Origin of the sequence: Anaerocolumna cellulosilytica, assembly GCF_014218335.1 — a bacterium.
Taxonomy (GTDB): domain Bacteria; phylum Bacillota; class Clostridia; order Lachnospirales; family Lachnospiraceae; genus Anaerocolumna; species Anaerocolumna cellulosilytica.
Genome location: NZ_AP023367.1, coordinates 979727 through 999855, shown reverse-complemented (window position 1 = coordinate 999855; position 20129 = coordinate 979727). Strand labels below are relative to the sequence as shown.

Below are 20129 nucleotides of genomic sequence, written 5' to 3'. Positions count from 1 at the left end.
TTTTATCCAATTTTGAACGTCTAGCAACGGGGTATACTAGCAAGCATTGTAGATACTCCTATTTTAAAATAGTAATTCAATCTGCTCCATATCTTCTGACTTAATGTAAGTAGAAATCATTCTCTGCTGCTCTTTCTCTCCTTTAGCATGCTCCGCTTTTAAATACTGCATTCCTCTTTTATAATTGGATGTGATTAAATTCAGCACATATATATTATCAAAACGATTATAGATAGAATCTCCCCCAAGGCCAGACAGACAAATAAGCTGTGTATTACTTTTTTTAGCTATATCCATTAAAGGCTTCAAGAGATGGGCTGCATTGGTCTGGGCAAAAGGATTGTCCATAATCAATACTTTCCCTTCCTCATATTCAGAGAAAATATCTGTATCCTCTCTACGCATAAAGGACAATAGACTTGAAAGAATTACAAAAGCGGATAAAAAACCCTCACCACCAGAGTTTTTTGCAACTTCTGCCCAGCTTATCTGATATTCTCTCAACTCTTCGATTTTATAGAGCTTTATCTCTACGTTACGGATTCCTACTACGGTATCATAAAGATTCTTAGTGGTTAACTGGCTGCCTATCATCTCTTCAATGTTTTCATTCTTCTCCAATAATTCAAGGCCTCTACCAGTCAAACTTTCCACAAAATCCTTCATCCTGGAACGGTAAGAGATAAGATTTTCTTCCCAGTCAGGTAATTTAATACGTAACATTTTAACTGATTTATCCCGGATTTTAATTGCTGAATTCTTATCGATTTTACCTAAATTTTTATGTACCGCTTCTGTATATTCAAGCAAAAGCTCCATAACCTTATCCTTTTCCTTATCGACTAAAGAAATATCAATTTCCAGCTTTATTTGCAGACTTTCATAGACACTTAGTGTTAAAAGTAACTGCTCTTTTAAAGCTGCCGGATCACCGATAAGCTGATACATTGTTTCAAGTGGTCTTTTAAAGAACTCCTCAGAAAAAGCTTCTTTGCTCATTATTTGGTGTAATATCTCTGAAAGTTCCTGCTTAGCTTCATTTCTTTTGGTTTCTGCCTGACGATAATCTCTTAATAAATTCCCCCTAAATCGAATTAAATCCTCTTTGGAAAAATCCATAAGCTTTAGACAATCTTTTTGCTCGTAAAATTCTGTTACCGTTCCATCCAAATCATAAAATTCCGAAAGACTTAATAAATTGTCATCGTATAAATCTATTTTTTTCTGAAAGAAAGCAATCTCCTTAACAACCATATCCTTTCCCACCGACTGTTCCTTTATACGACTGCTAAAATTGGTGTTAGCAATTTTCTCTCTTTGTATCAAATCCGGTTTTTGTAATCTCTTATGTAATTCTTTTTTCTTATCTGAAATTTTACTTTCACAGACAGCCACTTTTGCAAAAATCTCTGTAGATAGCCCGGTTATTTCCTTTTCCTTGACCTCTATCTCTGCCATTTCCTTTTCAATGGCTTCCTCCTGTCTTCTGTCATAGGTTACACCCTTATAATCCGAAGGATTTAATTTGTAATAATTTTCTTTATACTTTAGTTCTTCTTCCCGTTCCTTATGTTTAGACCTGGCTTTATCCAATTGCTGCTCTAAGGTCTGCTGCTCCTGAGATAATTTTTTGGTTATTGCCTCGTAGCGGATTTCTAATTCTTCCACAGACTCGTTACGCTTTTCTCCTGTTCGGTAATCCCCGTATAATAAAATCCTACTCTGAATGAACTTTAAATCATTGGCTATCCCAAAGCTTTCTTTCGTGCTCTCCTTATTCTGGCTGTTCCATTCATCTGTTTTGTTTTTAGAGACAGCAATATCATTTGCAATATCTGCAATATGCTGGGTAAGAATCTCGTTCTGCTTTCTTTGCTCCTGGTACAAGGTGTATTTTTCCTGCAACGTCTGAAAAGATATTTCTTTTTCATTTATTTCTTTCAAGTCCAGTCCGAGCGTACCAAGTTCCTCCAGAATCTTTTTCTGCCTGGCTTCTCTCCTCTCTTTTTCCTGTCTGGTTCTTAACAGTTCTTCCTCTACCTCCCTTGTTCTTTCCTCGGCAGAGGAAACTTTATGGCAGCAGGACTTATAAGCCTTCTCAGACAGCTTTTGATATTCGATAGCATTTTTCTTTTCCTCATAGAATCTGCATTCTTCATAGCGTACTTTCAGTATCTCTTCTGTCTTTTTAATTTCCTCCTGCTTTTGAAGCAACAGTTTTTTAAGTTCTTCTTCTTCTAACAGCTTCTGGTTAAAAAGTAAAAGGAAATTAACCTGTTCTCCCGTTATAACCTGAGACTTCTTCTCTTCTATAACTTTTTCCAAATCTTCCCGATAAATAATCGGTATGGGAAAGGACGTATACACACCAAGTTCATGCTTTTTAAGCTTAATTAATTCCGACTCACTCATTATAATACTATAAGGAATAAAGGGATTTCTGCTAACCAGCTTTTGATTTTCTTCCGTAGTCCGGCAATTTTTCTTTAGCCACTCCATTCCTAAAACATAGTGTATCTCCATAGTGCTTAAGGTATCTTCCAGCTCCTTTGGCAGTTCCAATATCTGCCCTGATTCCAGCTTTTTATATTCTTCTTTTAGCCGGTCCAGCTCTCGTTCAAAGGTTCTGACTGCTTCTTTCCGCTGAGTAATTTTATCTATAAAACTATTAACGATATCTTCCGTCTGAAAAAGCTTTTCTTCTGGAAAATGAATATACTTTATGATTTCTTTTCTAAGGTTAATAGCTGCCTCATACTCTTTATATTCCTTATTAAGGGTATCCAGCAAAGCACCCTGACTTCCAAGCTCTTTTTGTAAATCCTCAAGATTTCTGCCTAAGCTATAGATGGTTTCTTCCTGTTCTTCCCTTTCCCTTTTTAAATGTATTGCTTCCTGGTTTTTCTTCCGATAAAGCCGTTGATAGGAGTACGCCAAATCCTTTAGGTAAATTTCTTCATAATTACCAAGAATATTACGAGATAGATTTTCTCCATATCTGGAATTAAAGTTTTTTTCTATGTCTGTATAACTATCAATTCTTGCTTTTAGATTACCCTGCTTAATTATTGACTCTTGGTGCCTACGTTCTCTTTCTTCTATTTTTTCTTTTTCAAGGGCGATGAATTCTTCCTTCCTCATGATTAGCTGTTGCAGCTCTTCTAAACAATTCTTCTTTGATAGTTCCTGTTCCTCATAATGACACCTTAAATTATAGCCTAAGTTGTTACGTTCCGGTTCCAAATCCTGATTTTTAAGCTTTGCAAGCTCTAAAGCACTCTCGTATTCTTTCACTTCCCTTAAAAGCTCAGTAAATTCTCTGTTTAATCGAGCCGTCTCTAAAATATGCTTTTGTTTCAATAAGACACTTTTATCTGACTGAAGCTTTACAAGTTTCTGATGATAAGTCTCTCTCTTACTTTCCCAGTTCTTCTTCTCATCTTCTAACTGGTAAATTTGATAGGACAGTTCTTCCCAAGCAATCTGCTGTAGCGTTTCTTCTAATACCTTAAGTCTTGCCTCAAACCTGCTTAAGTCTTGTTGATTGCTGTCTTTTAGGCTTTTAAGACCTTTTATAAGTCCGCCAATCTTACCGGCTAACGCTTTCTTTTCTGTTAATATTTGTAAGTATTCATCCGTCTGGCTAAGGATTTTCTGTGTATCCTCTTTAAAGATTATTATGTTCTCTTTTTGAAGTATTTTGGTCTTATTCTCTTTATACTGCCTGATATATTTATAAACAATTCTACCGAATTCCTTGATTTTATTGTCTTCCTGGTTCAGTTTGTTCTGAGCCGCATCCAAAAACCATTTTTCAGTAAGTCCTCCTTCATCCTTAGCTTCCATAAACAGTTCAGAAAGACCTGATTCCTTTAGATTTACCTTCTTTATAATAGTTTCCCATTCCTTATAATAAATCCTGAACTCCCGCAGTCGTTCAAAATATTGTCTGGATTGGCTGGGGGATGCCATATCATAATAATCAAATTGATAGACACGGCCTTTTTTCAATGTTTCAAAGACCTGTTTTGTCTGATGGAATCCTAATAACTTTTTACCGGTGATTTCTCCCGCTTCCTCTACTTCCTCTGTTAAGGGAAAATTTTTCAAATCATAAAGGTTTGCTTCCTTATATTCATGAATAAACTGCATAACTTCAAGTTCTTCTGGATGTTCTTCTTCGGAATCCTGACGTCTTCTAACCATCATTCCGGTCAATACATAGCCAGCACCTCCGTCTAACCCCCATTCTACCAGTATAAAAGTAGGTCTGCCCGTTGTAAAATAACTGGCAAAAGGTCTGTCTTTGGTATCCCGATAACGCTTATGAACAAAGGGTGCTGTCAAAATCTGAACCAGTACGGACTTACCACCACCGTTCCTTAGTGAGAATAAAGTACTGTCCCCTCCCAATTGAAAGGTCTCGTCCTCAATGCGTATGGAGTTATTATTGTAATTTAAGTTAACAATACGAATGTTATTAATCTTACTCATGCTCTGTCACCCCCAATACGTTTAATACTCGGTTATAATTATTTTTATTTAAAAGATTAAAGTCCATAAAATGGTTTAACTTCTGTGTTGTACGAATCATTTCATCCGCCTCTACATATTCAATTAACCCCTGTTTTTGAAGAAAATTTAAAATGGTATAAATAAAACCTTCCTTCGTAGTTTTTGCCCTTGAGCCCTTTTCTTCACTGCGCAGGGCTTCAAAGGCCTGAGACATTTCGGCAAAGGCAAGTCCTGCTTCCTCTTCTTTATCCTGCTCTATTAGAAGCTGTTCCTTTTCTATTCCTTCTTGCAGACGGGCTGAAATACAATTAAGCAGTTCTCCTACCTTTATAAAATCACGTGACTTGCTACTGCTGCCCTGGGCATCATAGAATTCAACTAACAGAGTAATAATTACAAATTGTGATAGATAATAATCTTTATCTGTAGCTCCTGACCGGCACAGGGCAGCTTTTAGCTGGGATTTGGAATAACCCAGAACATCATTGTCCTCTTTTGGAATTAAGTATATTACATTTCCATACCTGACAATTTCACTACCGGCAGCTTCTCCCTGTGATTTTACCAGATTCATAACCGATTCATTTTCAGTATAGGCTTGGTATAATTCTCCTTCTTCCTTTTCCTTAAGCTCCCTGTATTTAAGCAGATAATAAAAAATCTGCTGACTCTTTTTAATTTCCTCTATTTCATAGGCCATAGCAGTCCTCCTGTTCAAAACTTTTACATATTTCATGCTTATCCACAATCGGCTTATTGTTTCAGACTTCTATCCACAGAAAACTGGATATTTGAGCAGGTTATCCTCTTAACGATCCCATTTTCTTCCGACACAACAGAAAGGATAACTGGCGCACCCTCCGCCTTTTCCACCCATATACAAGTAATTTCCTCTAAATCTTCCTGTTCTTTTATTAATTCAAGAATACATTCATTTAGTTGAAATCCTGATACAGGTTCAACATACTGTTCTCTTTGTTCCTGTAACATTGACTGAATATCAATTTGTTTCGCTTTTAACAGTTCAATCATAATTTCTTTAAATATTTCTGCATTTGGGAATAGCAACCCTTTTTCAGCTTCTGACAGACTTTCATACATATCCATAAGAGTCGTCTCTTGTCTTTCTTTTATCACAGATAAAAGCAGCCCCACAGAATTTTTATACTGCTTTTGTTTACGTGCCTGCTTCTGGCTTTGCTCCCTAAGCCATTGTTCTTCTTCAAAGGAAATGATTTCGTCCTCTTCTGCCTGTTTATGCAGGGAACTCTTTTGCTCTTCAAATGCTTTATTTAAATTGTAACTCTGACTAATCGGCTGATTATATAAGGGGTGCATAAAAAAATCCAGTTGCCCTAAGGTAACCGGGTTGCTAAGTATCTTATCATATAGATCTGTCCGCAGTCTGAATCGTTTGATAAAGGACATTCTGGATAAGCTTTCTAATTCGTTTGTATACAGTGTCTTCAGATCAAAATGTGTAATTAATATTTTCTGATGTTCTTCTATCGCTTTACTTAAATATCCTTCAATGGTCTTAAGATGGAACAAGCTTTCTGAATCCTTCTTATCCAGTTTTTGAATATTAATGTCCATTTCTTCCAACTCTCTGACTCTTGCTGCAACCGTTTCTTTATAACCGGCAAATTTACCTTTTGTATCCGATAAGGTATCTAAATTTTCTTCTAACAGTTCTTTGTAATCCTGAACAGAATAAGATAATGCATTCTGGCGGATTCTTGCCATTGCCTCGGTAATTTTTTGCAGCTGTATGCGAAGCAGGTTAAATATGTTTTTTATATCTTCAGCCGCTTTGTCATAAGAAGCCTTCTCCAGATGAAGTTTGAAAATCATTTCATGTACAGTAAACTTTAGGTTTCCTTCCATCTCTAATGTTGACAAGAGAAGGTTATAACCGTCCTCTGTCAAATAATATGAAGTTCGCTTTAACTCTTCCTCTAAGTAGACAATCCTGTTTGCAACAAAGCTAATATGGATATCACGGTATTCCCCCTCTTCGAAGTCAAAACCTTGAAAATACATAGTATGTCCTTCGTCACAAAGTATCACATTTATTATAAAATCTCCAAGCCCTTTACAGTCTTCATAAGAAATTGGCTTTTTAAACCAGCGCATATTACACTGGTCAAGGAAGCTGCCGATATCATCCATGGTACAGGGCTCACCTCTTAAGGATTGCTCCATCAGATATAAGAGCAGCGCAAAAATTAAGTTCGTCTGTTCCTTAAACTCCTCAAACCCATATTGTTTCCAGGTTCCCTTATTCATACTATTTTTAAATAACAGAGCATAGGCTCCGATGTTTTTCATACGCTTGGGAAACTGCTTCAAAAAATCAAATTCCATAGTCAGCCTTTCATCAAAACGTTTATTCACCTATTATATCAGGGTTCTGCTTTATGTAATTCTCTAAAATATCTGCGGCATTCATTACTAATTCTTTACAAGGCTTCTTTTTTATAGGCGTTTTTCTCTCTTCCTGACGCTCGGTAATAGAAAGGCCAAGTAACTCTCTGCATATCATGGAACCGTTTTCTTCCTTAAAACCACCTGCCAACTCCCGTATTCTTTCATAGTGCCCGGCTTTCCCCTGTTTATCTGTGGGATCTGAGTAGCCATATTTTAAGCCTGCAACCATAAACATACCGCTTACCGCACCACAGACTTCTCTTAATTGTCCCATTCCGCCGCCAAAGGAGGAGCTCAATTTTAATGCTGTGTCAAAGTCCATGTTGTATTCCTCATAGAATGCCAAAAATACGGCTTGTGCGCAGTTATAACCTAGTATAAACAGTTCCCCTGCTTTCTGCGCACAGGTTAATTCCTCGTTTGCTATAAGCAATCTGACAGCCTCTTGTTTTTCTTTGCTATTTATTATGTCTGTACGTTCCATTACGTTCCCATTTTTATAAACTACCTTATCCGTTACCGGATATGATAATTCCTCATCCTTTCAATTATAGTATGTATAACAGGAAGTAGGCAAAATCATCAAAACAAGAGACTTGCCAAATATACTTATACAATTCTTCCTAAATCTACATTATATTTTAACATACCAGGAAAAAGAGCGCAAATACTTAAATGAAAGCAGAGAAAGGGTTGTTGCAAACTTATTATTGCAACAGCCCCTCAAACATACGCCTTACCTGGTTACATTCCGAAGCCATTTCATAGACTTATAACGCCAGGTTGACAATGGAATCTTTATAATTTCATCACTCATTATAATGATATAAACAATTGGAATGGACCATTTCAAAATAAAAGCCGCTATAAATCCAAGCAGGATTGAACACCCCCAAAGAGTTATTACATCCAACACCAAACCAAAACGGGTATCTCCACCCGCACGAAAGACACCTACAATCATTGTAGTATTATACACTTGTCCAATAACAAAATAAGACATAACAAACATCATTATACCCAAGTACGAGTTGGCCTCTGCGCTTAGATTCATATTAGCTTTAGCAATATGAGATACCCCCTGTACTACGATCGCACCAATTACACCAAGTATCAGGGTAAGTCGGATAAGCCGCTTGGCATAAATTTTAGCAAGCTCTTCTTTTTGTTCTCCAATGGCTTTCCCCAGAATAATAGCTGTCGCATTCGCTAGACCAAAGGCGATTACTGTTGCCAACTGTCTGGTTACCTGAGTAACCGAATTAGCCGCAACTACAGATTGTCCCAGATGTCCTATAATAGCTGCATTCGCAGCTGTTCCAGCCCCCCACATAAGTTCGTTTACTACTACCGGTAAAGAATACTCCAAAAAATCTTTCATTAGTAACTTGTCTCGAACCAGCAGGTTTTTAAAGCGGAACTGGACTTCTTTGTTTATTTTTTTAGAATAGAACAATACAATTAAGAACTCAACTATCCTTGCTATCAGGGTCGCCAGCGCTGCACCCTTAATTCCCATTGGTTCCAATCCAAACAAACCAAAGATAAATATGGCATTAAATATTATATTTATGATTAAGGATACCAGATATACCAACGTTGATATAATTACCCGTTCCACACTACGCATAATATTCAGATATATCATGGTAATCGCTATAAAGATATAGGAAAATGCTATTATCCTCAGATAATCGACACCTTCTCTAATAACCGGTTCCTCAGAGGTAAATATACGCATAATCTGAGCCGGAAACACGAGTACCACTGCCGTAAAGAATATTCCTACTATAAGCGCAAATCTCATGGTAATGCCCAAAACTTTTTCAATGGTTCGTATATCCTTTTTGCCCCAATACTGGGCAGTTAATACAGCCGCACCTGAGGTAAGTCCGAAAAATATCAGAGTCATAATAAATTGTACCTGCCCTGCAAGTGATGAGGCTGAAAGTACCGTCTCTCCCACTTTCCCCAGCATAATAACATCGGCAGAGGTTACACCTACATTAATTAGATTCTGTAACGCCATAGGAATAACCAGAGAAAGTACTAATTTATAAAATTGTTTCCGCTCCATTTTTTCATTTATGTTCATAACCGCTCCTTGTGTACTACTAATGCACTATTTTTTCAATATTAATCTTGCAAATATATGCAAAGATTTAATTCTAGACTCTATAATTAAACTATAATGACTATAAAATAATCTAAACTTCAACTCAACCTAGGACAAAATAACACGTTTTTTGAGAAAAGTCAACAATAAAACGCTTCTATAAATATAGTAATACACTGATATACTGTTTTAAACACTTCATAATTGTAATTTCCCGTTATGTCCTCTTTCTGGTATAGTTACAAAATTTATGATTTTATTGTGCAAAATATGTTGCCATTTTTTACCATATGGTATATAATCAAAACAAGCTTATAATTCTGTCATACTCAAACCACCATCGAAAAAGATTTTTAATCATCACGACACATCTCCCTTACTCAATTAAATCGGTAATTACCTTACAAATAAATTCTATCCGGCAAAAAGAAGCCTATAAGCTTCTTATGCAATAAATTAATTTTGAGAAGGAGGTATTTTAATGAGGAAAAGTAAAAACAAAGTAATAGCTATGGTGCTTGCATTCGGGGTTACAGCATCCATGCTATTTACCAGTATTCCGGGAGCATTAAGTGCTCTTACTGGTGCGGGTAACCGTATTACAAAGGCAGAAGCTGCTGTGGAGTTTTATACGAAACTTGAAGCAGAAGATGCTACTATGACAGGCGATGTAAAGGCTGCTTCTACAAGAGCCGGTTACAGTGGAACCGGTTACGCAACAGGCTTTACACAGGCTGGTAATAATTCCTGGTCCATGCCTGTTACAATTCCAACAGAAGGTTTTTACACCTTCACAATTCGAAGTACTGCTGACAGTTATAAGGAAAATTTCCTGTATATTGATGGTGCTCAGACCGGTACTATCTACTGTAAGGGAGATGCTATGTGGGGTGATACTGTAATTGAAAGCGTATATCTGGAGGCTGGTACTATTACCTTATCTATTAAAGAATCCTGGGGTTGGTTCGATTTAGATTACATCGAAATTAAAAACGGTACCGGTGTCGAGGATTCCGTTTATGCTACTGCTACTTCAACATTAGTTAATCCCAATGCCAATCAAAAGACTAAAAACATTATGACATATTTAAGAAGTATTTATGGTAAAAAAACCTTATCCGGTCAGTCCGGTACTTTAAATGAAAGTACCGAGTTTGACACTTTATATCGTACAACCGGTAGATATCCTGCAATTCGGTTGCTGGATTTTATCTTCTGCTCGCCTGCAAGCGAATGGCATTCCACTGGTGAGGTAGATTTGGCTTTAGATTGGAATGAAAAAGGCGGTCTTACGTCGTTTCAATGGCATTGGCATGCTCCAAAAGGCGGTGCTTCCTTCTACACAGAAAAAACATCGTTTGACCTGTCAAAGGCTGTAACGACGCAAAATATCAGCAGGAAGTCCTTATCTGAAATTAAAGCAATGTATGAAGCCGGTACTATTACAGAAGAAACCTATCTGATGGTACGTGATATTGATGCTATTTCCGGTTATTTGGCCCAGTTAGAAGATGCCGGTGTGACCGTATTATGGCGTCCTCTTCATGAAGCCAGCGGCGGCTGGTTCTGGTGGGGAGCAGCAGGCGAAGGTTCTTATCTGTGGCTATACCGCCTTATGTTTGACAGACAGACTTATTATCATGAGTTAAATAACCTGATTTGGGTATGGAACGGACAGGATGCTGACTGGTATCCTGGAGATGAATACTGTGATATTGTTGGAACCGATATTTATGCCGATAAACATAATTATAGTGCTCAGACTGCCCAGTTTAAGAAAACTGTTAATTATTCCGGCGGCAACAAAATGGCAGCACTTACAGAAAATGGTGTTATGGTTAATCCTGACTTAATGTCAAGAGACAATACTTTCTGGTTGTGGTTTGGCGTATGGTACGGAGATTTTCTGATTGACTATAATGGTAATCTGAATGGCGTATACACAGAGGCGTCTATGGTGAATAAGGTTTATAACAGCGACTTAGTAATTACTTTAGATGAATTGCCTAACTTTAACGGGACAAATCCTACCGGAGTTCCAACCGTTACTCCAACCGTTACTCCAATCGTAACTCCAATCGTAACTCCTACGGTGACACCAACTACTACACCTATTCCTTCCGGAGATTTTACCCTTACTTTAACCAATACAGGTAATACTGCGGCATCCACCAATACAATTAAGAACAATATTCGCCTGAAACACGAAAGCGGCAGTGATATTGACTTGTCCAAATTGACAATCCGTTATTATTATACAAAGGAAGGGTCAGCTTCAGAGAATTTTTATTGCGACACAGCTGCACTACAGTATAATAAGGCTCCCTGGTATGTATCTCACAATTCCTCTGCCAGCGGAAGCTTCCATTCATTAGCAGCACCAAAAACAAATGCTGATTCCTATCTGGAATTAAAGATTAATACAACTGATAAATTAACAGCCGGTTCAACCTTAATCTTTGACACAAGATTTACTAAAAATGACTGGAGCCTTTATAATCAATCCAATGATTATTCCTATGGGAATAATTCTAACGTCTTAGTTTACTATGACGGTGAATTAATCTTGGGTGTTGAACCATAAAGAATTCCTACCTTATAGTTACATCAACCTTTAGTCTGCATGTTTTAGCACCCACGCTAATCAATAGTTGTAAATGATTTTCTTTCAACCTTTGATATCCTGCCAATTATATAAACAAATATAATTACACTTTTTATTTTGGTAATTGCGAAACGCTCTATTCGAATGCTCCTACATTCAAAGGCAGTTTCGCAATTATCTATTTAACCTACTCCCTGCTTTAAATCATAAAAGGTGACGCCGGTAAACCTTCTCGGTTATAAAAGTTTATTCCCTCCGGACAGTCCTCCCAGGCATATCGCACATACCTAGGTTCTTTTATTTCTTTAGAAAAAACGAATAAAGTATCACCTGCCTCAATAACTGCGCTGGCCGGAACAAAATTCTTATCCTCACCTGCAATATAAAAATTTTTTAACGCTCCCTTGTTTGAGACTAGTCCTCTCCCTGTTTCAGTAAAGAAAAGACGAATTCCATCTTCTGTTATTACTTTATTGTCGATTAATGGGCCGGAACTTACAATCCCCTCTCCATAAGAAATCTTTCTTGCACATAGTGCCAGCCGGAATCCAATGGTCTTTTTATTTAACGGATGAAGGTCGTTATATTCTCCGGTATCTATAGCTACTACCATTGCAGTATTCTCTACGTTCAGACACTTACGTTGTGCGTCCCTGATTGCTGCCCAGCCTGTATCCATACACTCCTTTTTGTAATCCCCATAGTTTGCAAGCTGTACATAGAGAAACGGAAATTCTTTCTTCCAGAGACTTCGCCAGTCCTGTATCAGAATCCTGAATAACTTCTCATAGTTCTCTGGTTTTCCCGTATTCGATTCTCCCTGATAAAAAGCCGCTCCAAGAATAGAATACTTTCTTAAGGGATATAACATTCCATGATACACTCCGCTGGGTTTATATTGAAAAAAAGTTGTAGTCGGCAAGAGTTCTGCCGCTCCTCCATATTGGAAGTTCCATTCACCGGATAAATCTACCGTAAGACTTCCTGCCTGTAAAAGGTATTTCTTATCCGGCACAAAGCCTCCTCCTCCATAATTTACAATCAGACGGACTGCTATAACATTCTTTCCAACTCGTAAGAGGTGAAAGGGAAAATCATATTTTCTAGGGGGATATTTATAGCCGGTACTTCCAATCCGTTCCCCGTTAATATAGGTATCGTCTGAATCCACCAGCGTTCCCAGCCGTAATCTCGCCAATAAGGGTGTATCAGAAGCTTTTGACTCTTCCTCCAACCTCCTAAAGCTTTCCTCTGTAAGTGTGAACTCCTTTCTAAACCAAATACTCCCGACCCATTTCTTTAAGTCGTTCTGCTGAAACATCTGTGGTATGCGAATTATCTGCCAGCCTTGTGTATCGAAATCAGGTTCATACCAATTCGTTCCTTGTAATCCCGGGTCATCACTCTGTAATTTTTTAAACCACTCATTAGTCTGTCTGGTCTCTGTTGTTATGGTGTTATGTACATACCCGGTATCCTTATTCATTCTTAATTCCTGCTCATAACCTTCTAGCTCCAACAAAGAATTTTCATTTATCCATGCTTCGGCAGGCGTTCCGCCTACCGCTGTTTGTATTAATCCTATAGGAATCCCTTGTGCTGCCTCCAGTTCCTTTGCAAAAAAATAGCCTACAGCACTAAAATCCAGTATCGTCTCGGCACTGACTGACTTCCAACTGCCACCCTCCAATTCTTCTACTGGTCCATTAAAATCATACTTTTGGGGAACATGAAATATTCGAATACTGGAATTCTCTGCTTCCTTAACTTCTTCTTCATATAAATCCAACGTCCTTCTAATGGGCAGTTCCATATTGGATTGCCCTCCAAGAAGCCATACATCACCGATTAGAATATCCTTTATAATATGTTTTTTACCATCATCGATTTCCATAACATAAGGGCCTCCGGGCTTTAGATTTAGTAATGTAATCTCCCATTCCCCCTGCTCATTGGCATACGTTAAATAGGTCTCTTCTAAAAATGTAACCGACACCTGCCTATTCTTTTCTGAACTACCCCATAAATAGCATTTATCACCTCGTTGTAATACCATCCCATCACTTATTAATGTCGATAGTTTCATTCGCCCACTCCATTCTGAATTCAACTGCTTTTCCTTAATCTTTATACATTTATATTACTTTCATAACCTTAAGTATATCCTAGTAATATACTCCATACTTCTCATTTTTTGCGATAGTCATGTCATGTTTTGCTTACCTTTATTAAATACTTGTCAGATTACCGCTCAAGGTGACTATCTACTAATCAATCAGACTTTGGCTGGCCGTTTTATTAAATGTATAAACGTTGCAAGAATAAGCAAAATACAGGGAACTAAAAAGTATTCGTTCCCTGCATTTTAAGTATAATCTCTCTATTCTGCCTACACTGGTTAACTTTCATCTGCTCCAATATCATTTGTCTGATTATTCGGTCTTTTCATAAATTCTAATATTACTTTAAATAAATCCCCGTCTACTTGTAAGGTAAATCTACCGCCTTGCAGCTCTACAAAACTTTTTACAATAGCAAGGCCCAAGCCGGACCCTTCTGTATTTCTGGACTTATCACCCCTTACAAAACGTTCACTGATTTCTTCTGTATTAAAATCCATCTCTGTTGCTGAAACATTTTTAAGAATTACAGTAACAACTTCTCCTAAATCTTTCACTTCCACATATGCCCTAGTGTGGGTCATAGCATACTTTAAAATATTTATATACAGATTTTCAATAATCCGGTAGGTCTTCTCACTGTCCAGTAAAAGAATCACTTTCTCCTCAGGAAATGAGGTTCTAAATTCAATCTCAGAAGCTTCTACCTTATCAGCAAGTTCTAATTGTACCTGTTTTATTAAAGCTGTAATATCCACTTCCACCAAATTCATGGTTACCGTTTTACTGGTGGCCTTACTCATTTCAAATAAATCTTCAATTAAATATTTCAGCCGCATGGACTTCTTATCCAGGGTTTCAATATAGGAGTTTCTCTCTTCCTCCGTCAGATTATTATCCTTTAACAGATTTATATACGTAATAATAGCTGTTAACGGTGTTTTCAAATCGTGAGAAACATTGGTAATTAGGTCCGTCTTCATTCTTTGGCTCTTCATTTCCTCTTCTACTGCTTTTTTAAAGCCAATCTGCAATTTGGTCAGTTCTTCTTTAAGGGGTTCAAAAACTCCAAGTTCTTCGGGTATACCAACCTCTAAATTACCCTTCCCCATCTTACCGGTAGCTTCCAGTAAAATCTGGTGTTTCTGACGTAAATCCTGATAATATTTCCGCAGAATAAAGAATAGAACAATGGAATAAGGAATAAGTGCCACAATGCCTGCTACCCACATAGTACAAAAGAGTACCAGAACAATAAAATTAATGGCTACGATTTTTAAAATGTGCTTATTAGAAGCTTCTCTTAAATCAATTTTTCTAATCGATAAAATTGTTTTTTTGCAGATTACGTAACAGATACCGAGGATGGTATTTTCCTTGATATAGCGTTTCAAGCCTTTGGTGAACACACTTCGAATTGATAAAATTGCTATAAACCATAGAAAGAATACCCCAAGCCATATAACGTAGTTTAAGCTATAGTTAATTATTTTCGCTCCAAAGCTTGATATAATTGTTTTATCAAAGATTAAAAACGTTTCCTGTGCCGTTTCTGTTCCCATAATAACAAGACTTTCATAAAGCCCTAATACTGCCCCAATTCCCACTATACATAATTCAATTAATAGCTTTGCCGCTAACCCCTGCCCTATTTGAAAAGGTTTTATAAAGGGTAGCAGCAGTCCAAGCAACGTTATGATTGCCAATGCAGCAATAAAAACATAGATAAATCCCACCTGATGAAAAGCGTATGAATCTGATTGCCAAGTATTATTATACGTAGTGTATACATTATAAAATTCCGAACCTTTTGCGGCAAAAATAATTGTCTGATTCTCCGGCCCTTTTAAACCGTTAAAGTATTGGCTGTACTGATAATATTTTGCATCAAAATATTCTCTAATAACAGTCTTTGTTGCTTCCAATCCTTTTAACTGTTCTTTTTTATTTTCCTCTAATCCGTAAAAAACCGGAATGGACAATTTACCTGCCTCATCATATTTTAATACGGTATAAAAGGCATAGTTCTCAGACAAGCCACCAGTACCAGTTTCTTCTGTAAGCATAGATAAATCTGCAATAGAATTCGTTAAAAAATTGCTGGTTTTATCATCTCTGATATAGTATTCCAGTCCATACATGTCAAGCGTCGGGCCATAAAATTCTCTGCTCCAATCATCCAACATAATATCAAAAGACTGGATAAAATTCACTTTTTTATTGTATGGCTCATTCGCTGAGTACTCCTCATAATTTTCCTCATTCTCTATGTTACTTATGTCCTTTTGCAGCTTGGGTAGATATAGCTCGCTACTGGTTATATATTCGTCTTCTTTGTTTTGTATCACTATGTCTTTATAAAGGCTGTATACACCCATGTAAAGCCTTTTTATAAGTTCCTCTTTATTATCCTCCTCTTCTGCCTTATACAATGCCTCATTCTGACTTTTCATTTCCTCCTGCAACACTTTTGATTTCTTTAGGCAAAAGGGATAAGTAATAATTACTCCGGCTGTAAGCGCTGATAATAACAAGAATACCAACAGCTTGCCAACTATGACATAAAAATTATTGTTTTTCAATTTTGTATCCAACCCCCCATACTACTTTCAGATATTTTGGGTCTTTAGGATTCACTTCAATCTTTTCCCTTATATTACGGACATGCACCATAATTGTATCCGTTCCAACCGGGCGTTCATTCCAGACCCTTTCATATATTTCTTCAGCAGAAAATACTCTGCCCGGACTCTTCATAAGCAGTGCTAATATCTTAAATTCAAGGGGTGTAACCTTTACGAATTCCCCATCTACCATAACCTGCACTGTATTCTCATCCAATTCCAAACCACCGATGACATAAACATTGTCGCTCTCTTTTTTCTCAAGTATATTTAGGTACTTGGAATATCTTCTAAGCTGTGAATGAATCCGCGCTAACAATTCCATTGGCGTAAACGGTTTGGTTACATAGTCATCTGCACCGATATTTAGCCCTGTAACCTTATCAATTTCCTCAGATTTTGCTGTGAGCATAATTACCGGAAATTCAAATCTTTCCCGTAATTTCATTGTCATTGTAAGACCGTCCATACGAGGCATCATAACATCTACAATTGCCAGATGAATGACCTCATTTTCTATAATCTCCAAACCCTCCACTCCATTGGAAGCTTTAAAAACCTTATAGCCTTGATTCTTAAGATAAATTCCGATACCCTCTAATATTTCCCTGTCATCCTCTACAATTAATACACTATAGGACTCCATAATACCCCCCGTCTGTACTTAGCACACCTATACCTTTGGATAGACCCAATCCTATGGGCGTGCCATTTGCACGACTACTCTGTTTTTTTAACATTATACACCATATTCCGCATAAGGTAATTGGTTATTTTAATCTTTTATGTCCATGAGCAATAAAATTACCTTATGAAAACATTTGAAACACTGCTTCCCCAAAAATATAACCTGCTCCGATAAACACCAGATTCCATATAGCAATCCCTAAGGCCGAATAAATCGTATAGTATAAGAAATTTAACCTTAGTACACCCGCAGGAATGGATATGATAGTTCTTATCATTGGAATGAGCTTTCCTAAAAAAACAGCAAGATATCCCTTCTTTCTAATGTAATCGAATGCCCGGTTAATAATGGGCTGATGCTTTGGAAATTTTTTTGTATATTTATTTAGAATGATTTCACCGCCGTAGAGACCTAATAAGTACAGAGCCCAGCTTCCACAAAGTCCAGCCAGTACCGACAGTAAAAAGGCAGGTATAAATCCAATGCTTCCCTGGTAGGCCCATACGCCTGTTAACGGCATAATTATCCCTGCTGGAAACCCAGGCATATTTAGGTATTCTAAAAAAACGATGATGAATATAACAAGGATACCGTACTGATGAAAGTACCCTGACAAAGTCTGTATGTCCATGTAACCTTTTCCTCTTTCCTGCTCCCATGCGTATCGCAAGCTTGCTTGCGATACCGCTCAAATTATTGGTGTGAAATTGTTTTTTTATTTCACTTTGCGCTCGTATTTTCATATTTATGTTCCCTATTCTATATGAATCCTTTCTTACGTTTTTTACATACTATCCAGAAGCTCCCGTTTTTTTCTCCTTAATTTTCATGAGCTTTATTATAGACCGGAAAATAAAATATCTGCATTAGATAAAACGAAAGAAATTCTAAAGATTCTTCAAACAAAAGCTGAATTACGTTATAAAGCAAGTTTAATAACATCTGTATTAATAGGATTACATGGGTGACTGCATTTATTCTATAGAAAAGTTAAAGATGAAAAGGATGCTTGGTATTTAATACAAAAAAATGATATAAATCCAGTTTATGGCATTGCCCTGGGTTATATCATTTTTAAGCTGTCATAGCATATCCGATTATTATTATAGGTATTAAAATCTCAATAATTTTTTATTTGAATCAATATAATTTAAATGAATCTATAAATAAAGCCGTAAACCATCAGAACTGACAAACTTAGTTGAACTATCAAGGTTTATGAGTTAACCATCATCTTTCCCACAAACTTGCTAGGTTCCGTCATGGTATAGGGATTTAAGATAACATCAAGTTGTTCCTTGGTCAGCAGTTTCTCCTCTAGTACTAATTCTTTTAAATTTTTTCCGGTTGCCAGAGATTTTTTAGCAAGTTCTGCCGCCTTTTGGTAACCTATAAAAGGGCATAGTGCAGTAGATATTCCTACACTTTTATTTAGTAGCTCCTGACAACGTTCTTCATTAGCTGTAATTCCAGAAACACAGTTATCTCTTAAGGTAATTACCGCACCTTTTAAGCTTTCCAATGATTCAAAGAGATTGTAAAATAGCACCGGTTCGAACGCATTTAATTCTAATTGTCCGGCTTCTGCCGCCATTGTAATTGTCATATCATTTCCAATTACCTCAAAAGCAACTTGATTTACTACCTCAGGAATAACGGGATTCACTTTACCCGGCATAATAGAGGATCCATTTTGCATAGCAGGTAGATTAATTTCATAAAAACCGGCTCTAGGTCCGGCAGAAAGCAATCTTAAATCATTGCAGATTTTAGACAGATTCACAACGCATACTTTTAACATGGCAGATATATGAACAAAACCATCTAAATTCTGGGTAGCATCAAATAAATCTTCCGACTGCTCACAATTAGTGCCACATACTTCATTGATGACCGTAACAATATGCATCCGGTAGTAAGGAGATGCGTTAATGCCGGTTCCTATGGCAGTTGCACCCATGTTTAAAGATAACATATCTTCTTTTGCCCTCTCAAGCCGCTTTATGTCTCTTGCAATTACGGCGGCATAGGCAGAAAAGGACTGTCCAAGACGCATTGGTACCGCATCTTGTAATTGAGTTCTTCCTATTTTTAATATATGGTCAAATTCTTTGGATTTATCAGACAATGTAGATTGAAGACGCTTTAATTCCTTAAGTAGCAGAGTGAGCAACTCCAGTACCGTCAGCTTACCTGCACTTGGAATAACATCGTTGGTAGATTGAGCCATATTGACATGGTCGTTGGGGTGAACAAGAGAGTAATCTCCTTTTCTGCCGCCTAACAACTCAATTGCACGATTCGCAATTACTTCATTAGCATTCATATTAGCAGAAGTACCGGCTCCTCCTTGGATGGAATCTACAATAAATTCTTTTATCAGCTTTCCGTCAAGTATTTCATCACAGGCAGCCTGGATTGCTCTAGCTCTAACTGTATCTAAAGTTCCAGCAGCCTGATTTGTAATTGCTGCTGCTTTTTTTATTCGAATTAAATTGGATACAAACATAGGATTTAGATAACGTCCTGTAATATTAAAATTCTTTCTTGCCCTGAAACTCTGCACACCATAATATGCATTAACCGGAACTGCCAAATCCCCCATTGAATCAGCTTCTATTCTCGTCTTCATTGCATCCACGCCTTTCCTTTATTTCTGTCATGCATCTCTGATATTTTAGCTTAATACATTATTTGATGGTAATCAATTGAATGTATTGATATTGGAACGCATGCAAGTGAAATATATTTGAGTCACTATTTAATGTTAGCTCGGATATGAGAATAGCACTTTTTCAGGCATTCGTAAACAGGGTAAAATATATTACGTAAATAATTATAATTTATTACCTTTTCACTTTAAAAATCATAAAGTTACACTGTCTTCTCTTAATTTTTTTATTTACAACTTACAGCCATACATCCATGTGTCAATTCCTGCGGTATAAAGTCAACCCGGCAAAACATTTTCATGGATTTTATCGAACATTGTCAATTGAGAAAGGAGCCTTTATAAATGAGAATATTTGAC

General features: G+C 37.0%; 11 protein-coding genes. 1 reads left to right on the top strand and 10 read right to left on the bottom strand.

Annotated features, from left to right (window positions below; genetic code table 11):
* Positions 1-63: 63 nt before the first annotated feature.
* The 5 genes from acsn021_RS04355 to acsn021_RS04335 all read right to left on the bottom strand — a co-directional run bounded on the left by acsn021_RS04355 (position 64) and on the right by acsn021_RS04335 (position 9040).
* Positions 64-4494, bottom strand: coding sequence for a hypothetical protein (locus tag acsn021_RS04355; RefSeq protein WP_184090232.1), 4431 nt, complete (start codon positions 4492-4494; stop codon positions 64-66).
* Positions 4487-5215 (bottom strand): DUF6063 family protein, encoded by a 729-nt coding sequence (locus acsn021_RS04350; protein ID WP_184090229.1) that lies wholly within the window; start codon positions 5213-5215, stop codon positions 4487-4489. Before acsn021_RS04350 ends, acsn021_RS04355 begins: the two co-directional genes overlap by 8 nt.
* Before the next feature lie 53 nt (positions 5216-5268).
* The gene (locus acsn021_RS04345; RefSeq protein ID WP_243182318.1) at positions 5269-6912 is read right to left on the bottom strand and encodes a hypothetical protein; all 1644 of its coding nucleotides are present in this window, start codon (positions 6910-6912) and stop codon (positions 5269-5271) included.
* On the bottom strand, positions 6905-7429 hold the full coding sequence (locus tag acsn021_RS04340; protein ID WP_184090226.1) for a C-GCAxxG-C-C family protein: 525 nt from the start codon (positions 7427-7429) through the stop codon (positions 6905-6907). Before acsn021_RS04340 ends, acsn021_RS04345 begins: the two co-directional genes overlap by 8 nt.
* A gap of 252 nt (positions 7430-7681) precedes the next feature.
* Positions 7682-9040: an MATE family efflux transporter gene (locus tag acsn021_RS04335; protein ID WP_184090223.1), complete on the bottom strand. Its 1359-nt coding sequence runs from the start codon at positions 9038-9040 to the stop codon at positions 7682-7684.
* A gap of 502 nt (positions 9041-9542) precedes the next feature.
* Between acsn021_RS04335 and acsn021_RS04330 the strand changes: the two genes are divergently transcribed.
* Positions 9543-11645 carry a glycosyl hydrolase gene (locus acsn021_RS04330; protein WP_184090220.1) on the top strand — a complete coding sequence of 701 codons (2103 nt, stop codon included), beginning with the start codon at positions 9543-9545 and terminating at the stop codon, positions 11643-11645.
* 220 nt (positions 11646-11865) lie between these two features.
* On the opposite strand, the gene acsn021_RS04325 is transcribed toward acsn021_RS04330, so the two are convergent.
* From acsn021_RS04325 to acsn021_RS04305, 5 genes are all read right to left on the bottom strand, one after another.
* Complete coding sequence (locus acsn021_RS04325) at positions 11866-13752, bottom strand: sialate O-acetylesterase (protein ID WP_184090216.1); 1887 nt, start codon at positions 13750-13752, stop codon at positions 11866-11868.
* Positions 13753-14064: 312 nt separating this feature from the next.
* Entirely contained in the window at positions 14065-16368 is a 2304-nt protein-coding gene (locus acsn021_RS04320; protein ID WP_184090213.1) for a sensor histidine kinase, read from the bottom strand.
* Positions 16355-17056: a response regulator transcription factor gene (locus acsn021_RS04315; protein ID WP_184090210.1), complete on the bottom strand. Its 702-nt coding sequence runs from the start codon at positions 17054-17056 to the stop codon at positions 16355-16357. The genes acsn021_RS04320 and acsn021_RS04315 overlap by 14 nt, the downstream gene beginning before the upstream one ends.
* A gap of 163 nt (positions 17057-17219) precedes the next feature.
* Positions 17220-17729 (bottom strand): DedA family protein, encoded by a 510-nt coding sequence (locus tag acsn021_RS04310; protein ID WP_184090207.1) that lies wholly within the window; start codon positions 17727-17729, stop codon positions 17220-17222.
* A gap of 585 nt (positions 17730-18314) precedes the next feature.
* Positions 18315-19730: an aspartate ammonia-lyase gene (locus tag acsn021_RS04305; protein ID WP_184090204.1), complete on the bottom strand. Its 1416-nt coding sequence runs from the start codon at positions 19728-19730 to the stop codon at positions 18315-18317.
* Between the last annotated feature and the right edge of the window lie 399 nt (positions 19731-20129).

What these genes read in the sequence shown, in the direction of transcription:
- acsn021_RS04355 (WP_184090232.1), bottom strand. Translation starts at nt 4,494, where the DNA reads ATGAGTAAGATTAATAACATTCGTATTGTTAACTTAAATTACAATAAT.
- acsn021_RS04325 (WP_184090216.1), bottom strand. Translation starts at nt 13,752, where the DNA reads ATGAAACTATCGACATTAATAAGTGATGGGATGGTATTACAACGAGGT.
- acsn021_RS04350 (WP_184090229.1), bottom strand. Translation starts at nt 5,215, where the DNA reads ATGGCCTATGAAATAGAGGAAATTAAAAAGAGTCAGCAGATTTTTTAT.
- acsn021_RS04305 (WP_184090204.1), bottom strand. Translation starts at nt 19,730, where the DNA reads ATGAAGACGAGAATAGAAGCTGATTCAATGGGGGATTTGGCAGTTCCG.
- acsn021_RS04340 (WP_184090226.1), bottom strand. Translation starts at nt 7,429, where the DNA reads ATGGAACGTACAGACATAATAAATAGCAAAGAAAAACAAGAGGCTGTC.
- acsn021_RS04335 (WP_184090223.1), bottom strand. Translation starts at nt 9,040, where the DNA reads ATGAACATAAATGAAAAAATGGAGCGGAAACAATTTTATAAATTAGTA.
- acsn021_RS04310 (WP_184090207.1), bottom strand. Translation starts at nt 17,729, where the DNA reads ATGGACATACAGACTTTGTCAGGGTACTTTCATCAGTACGGTATCCTT.
- acsn021_RS04330 (WP_184090220.1), top strand. Translation starts at nt 9,543, where the DNA reads ATGAGGAAAAGTAAAAACAAAGTAATAGCTATGGTGCTTGCATTCGGG.
- acsn021_RS04315 (WP_184090210.1), bottom strand. Translation starts at nt 17,056, where the DNA reads ATGGAGTCCTATAGTGTATTAATTGTAGAGGATGACAGGGAAATATTA.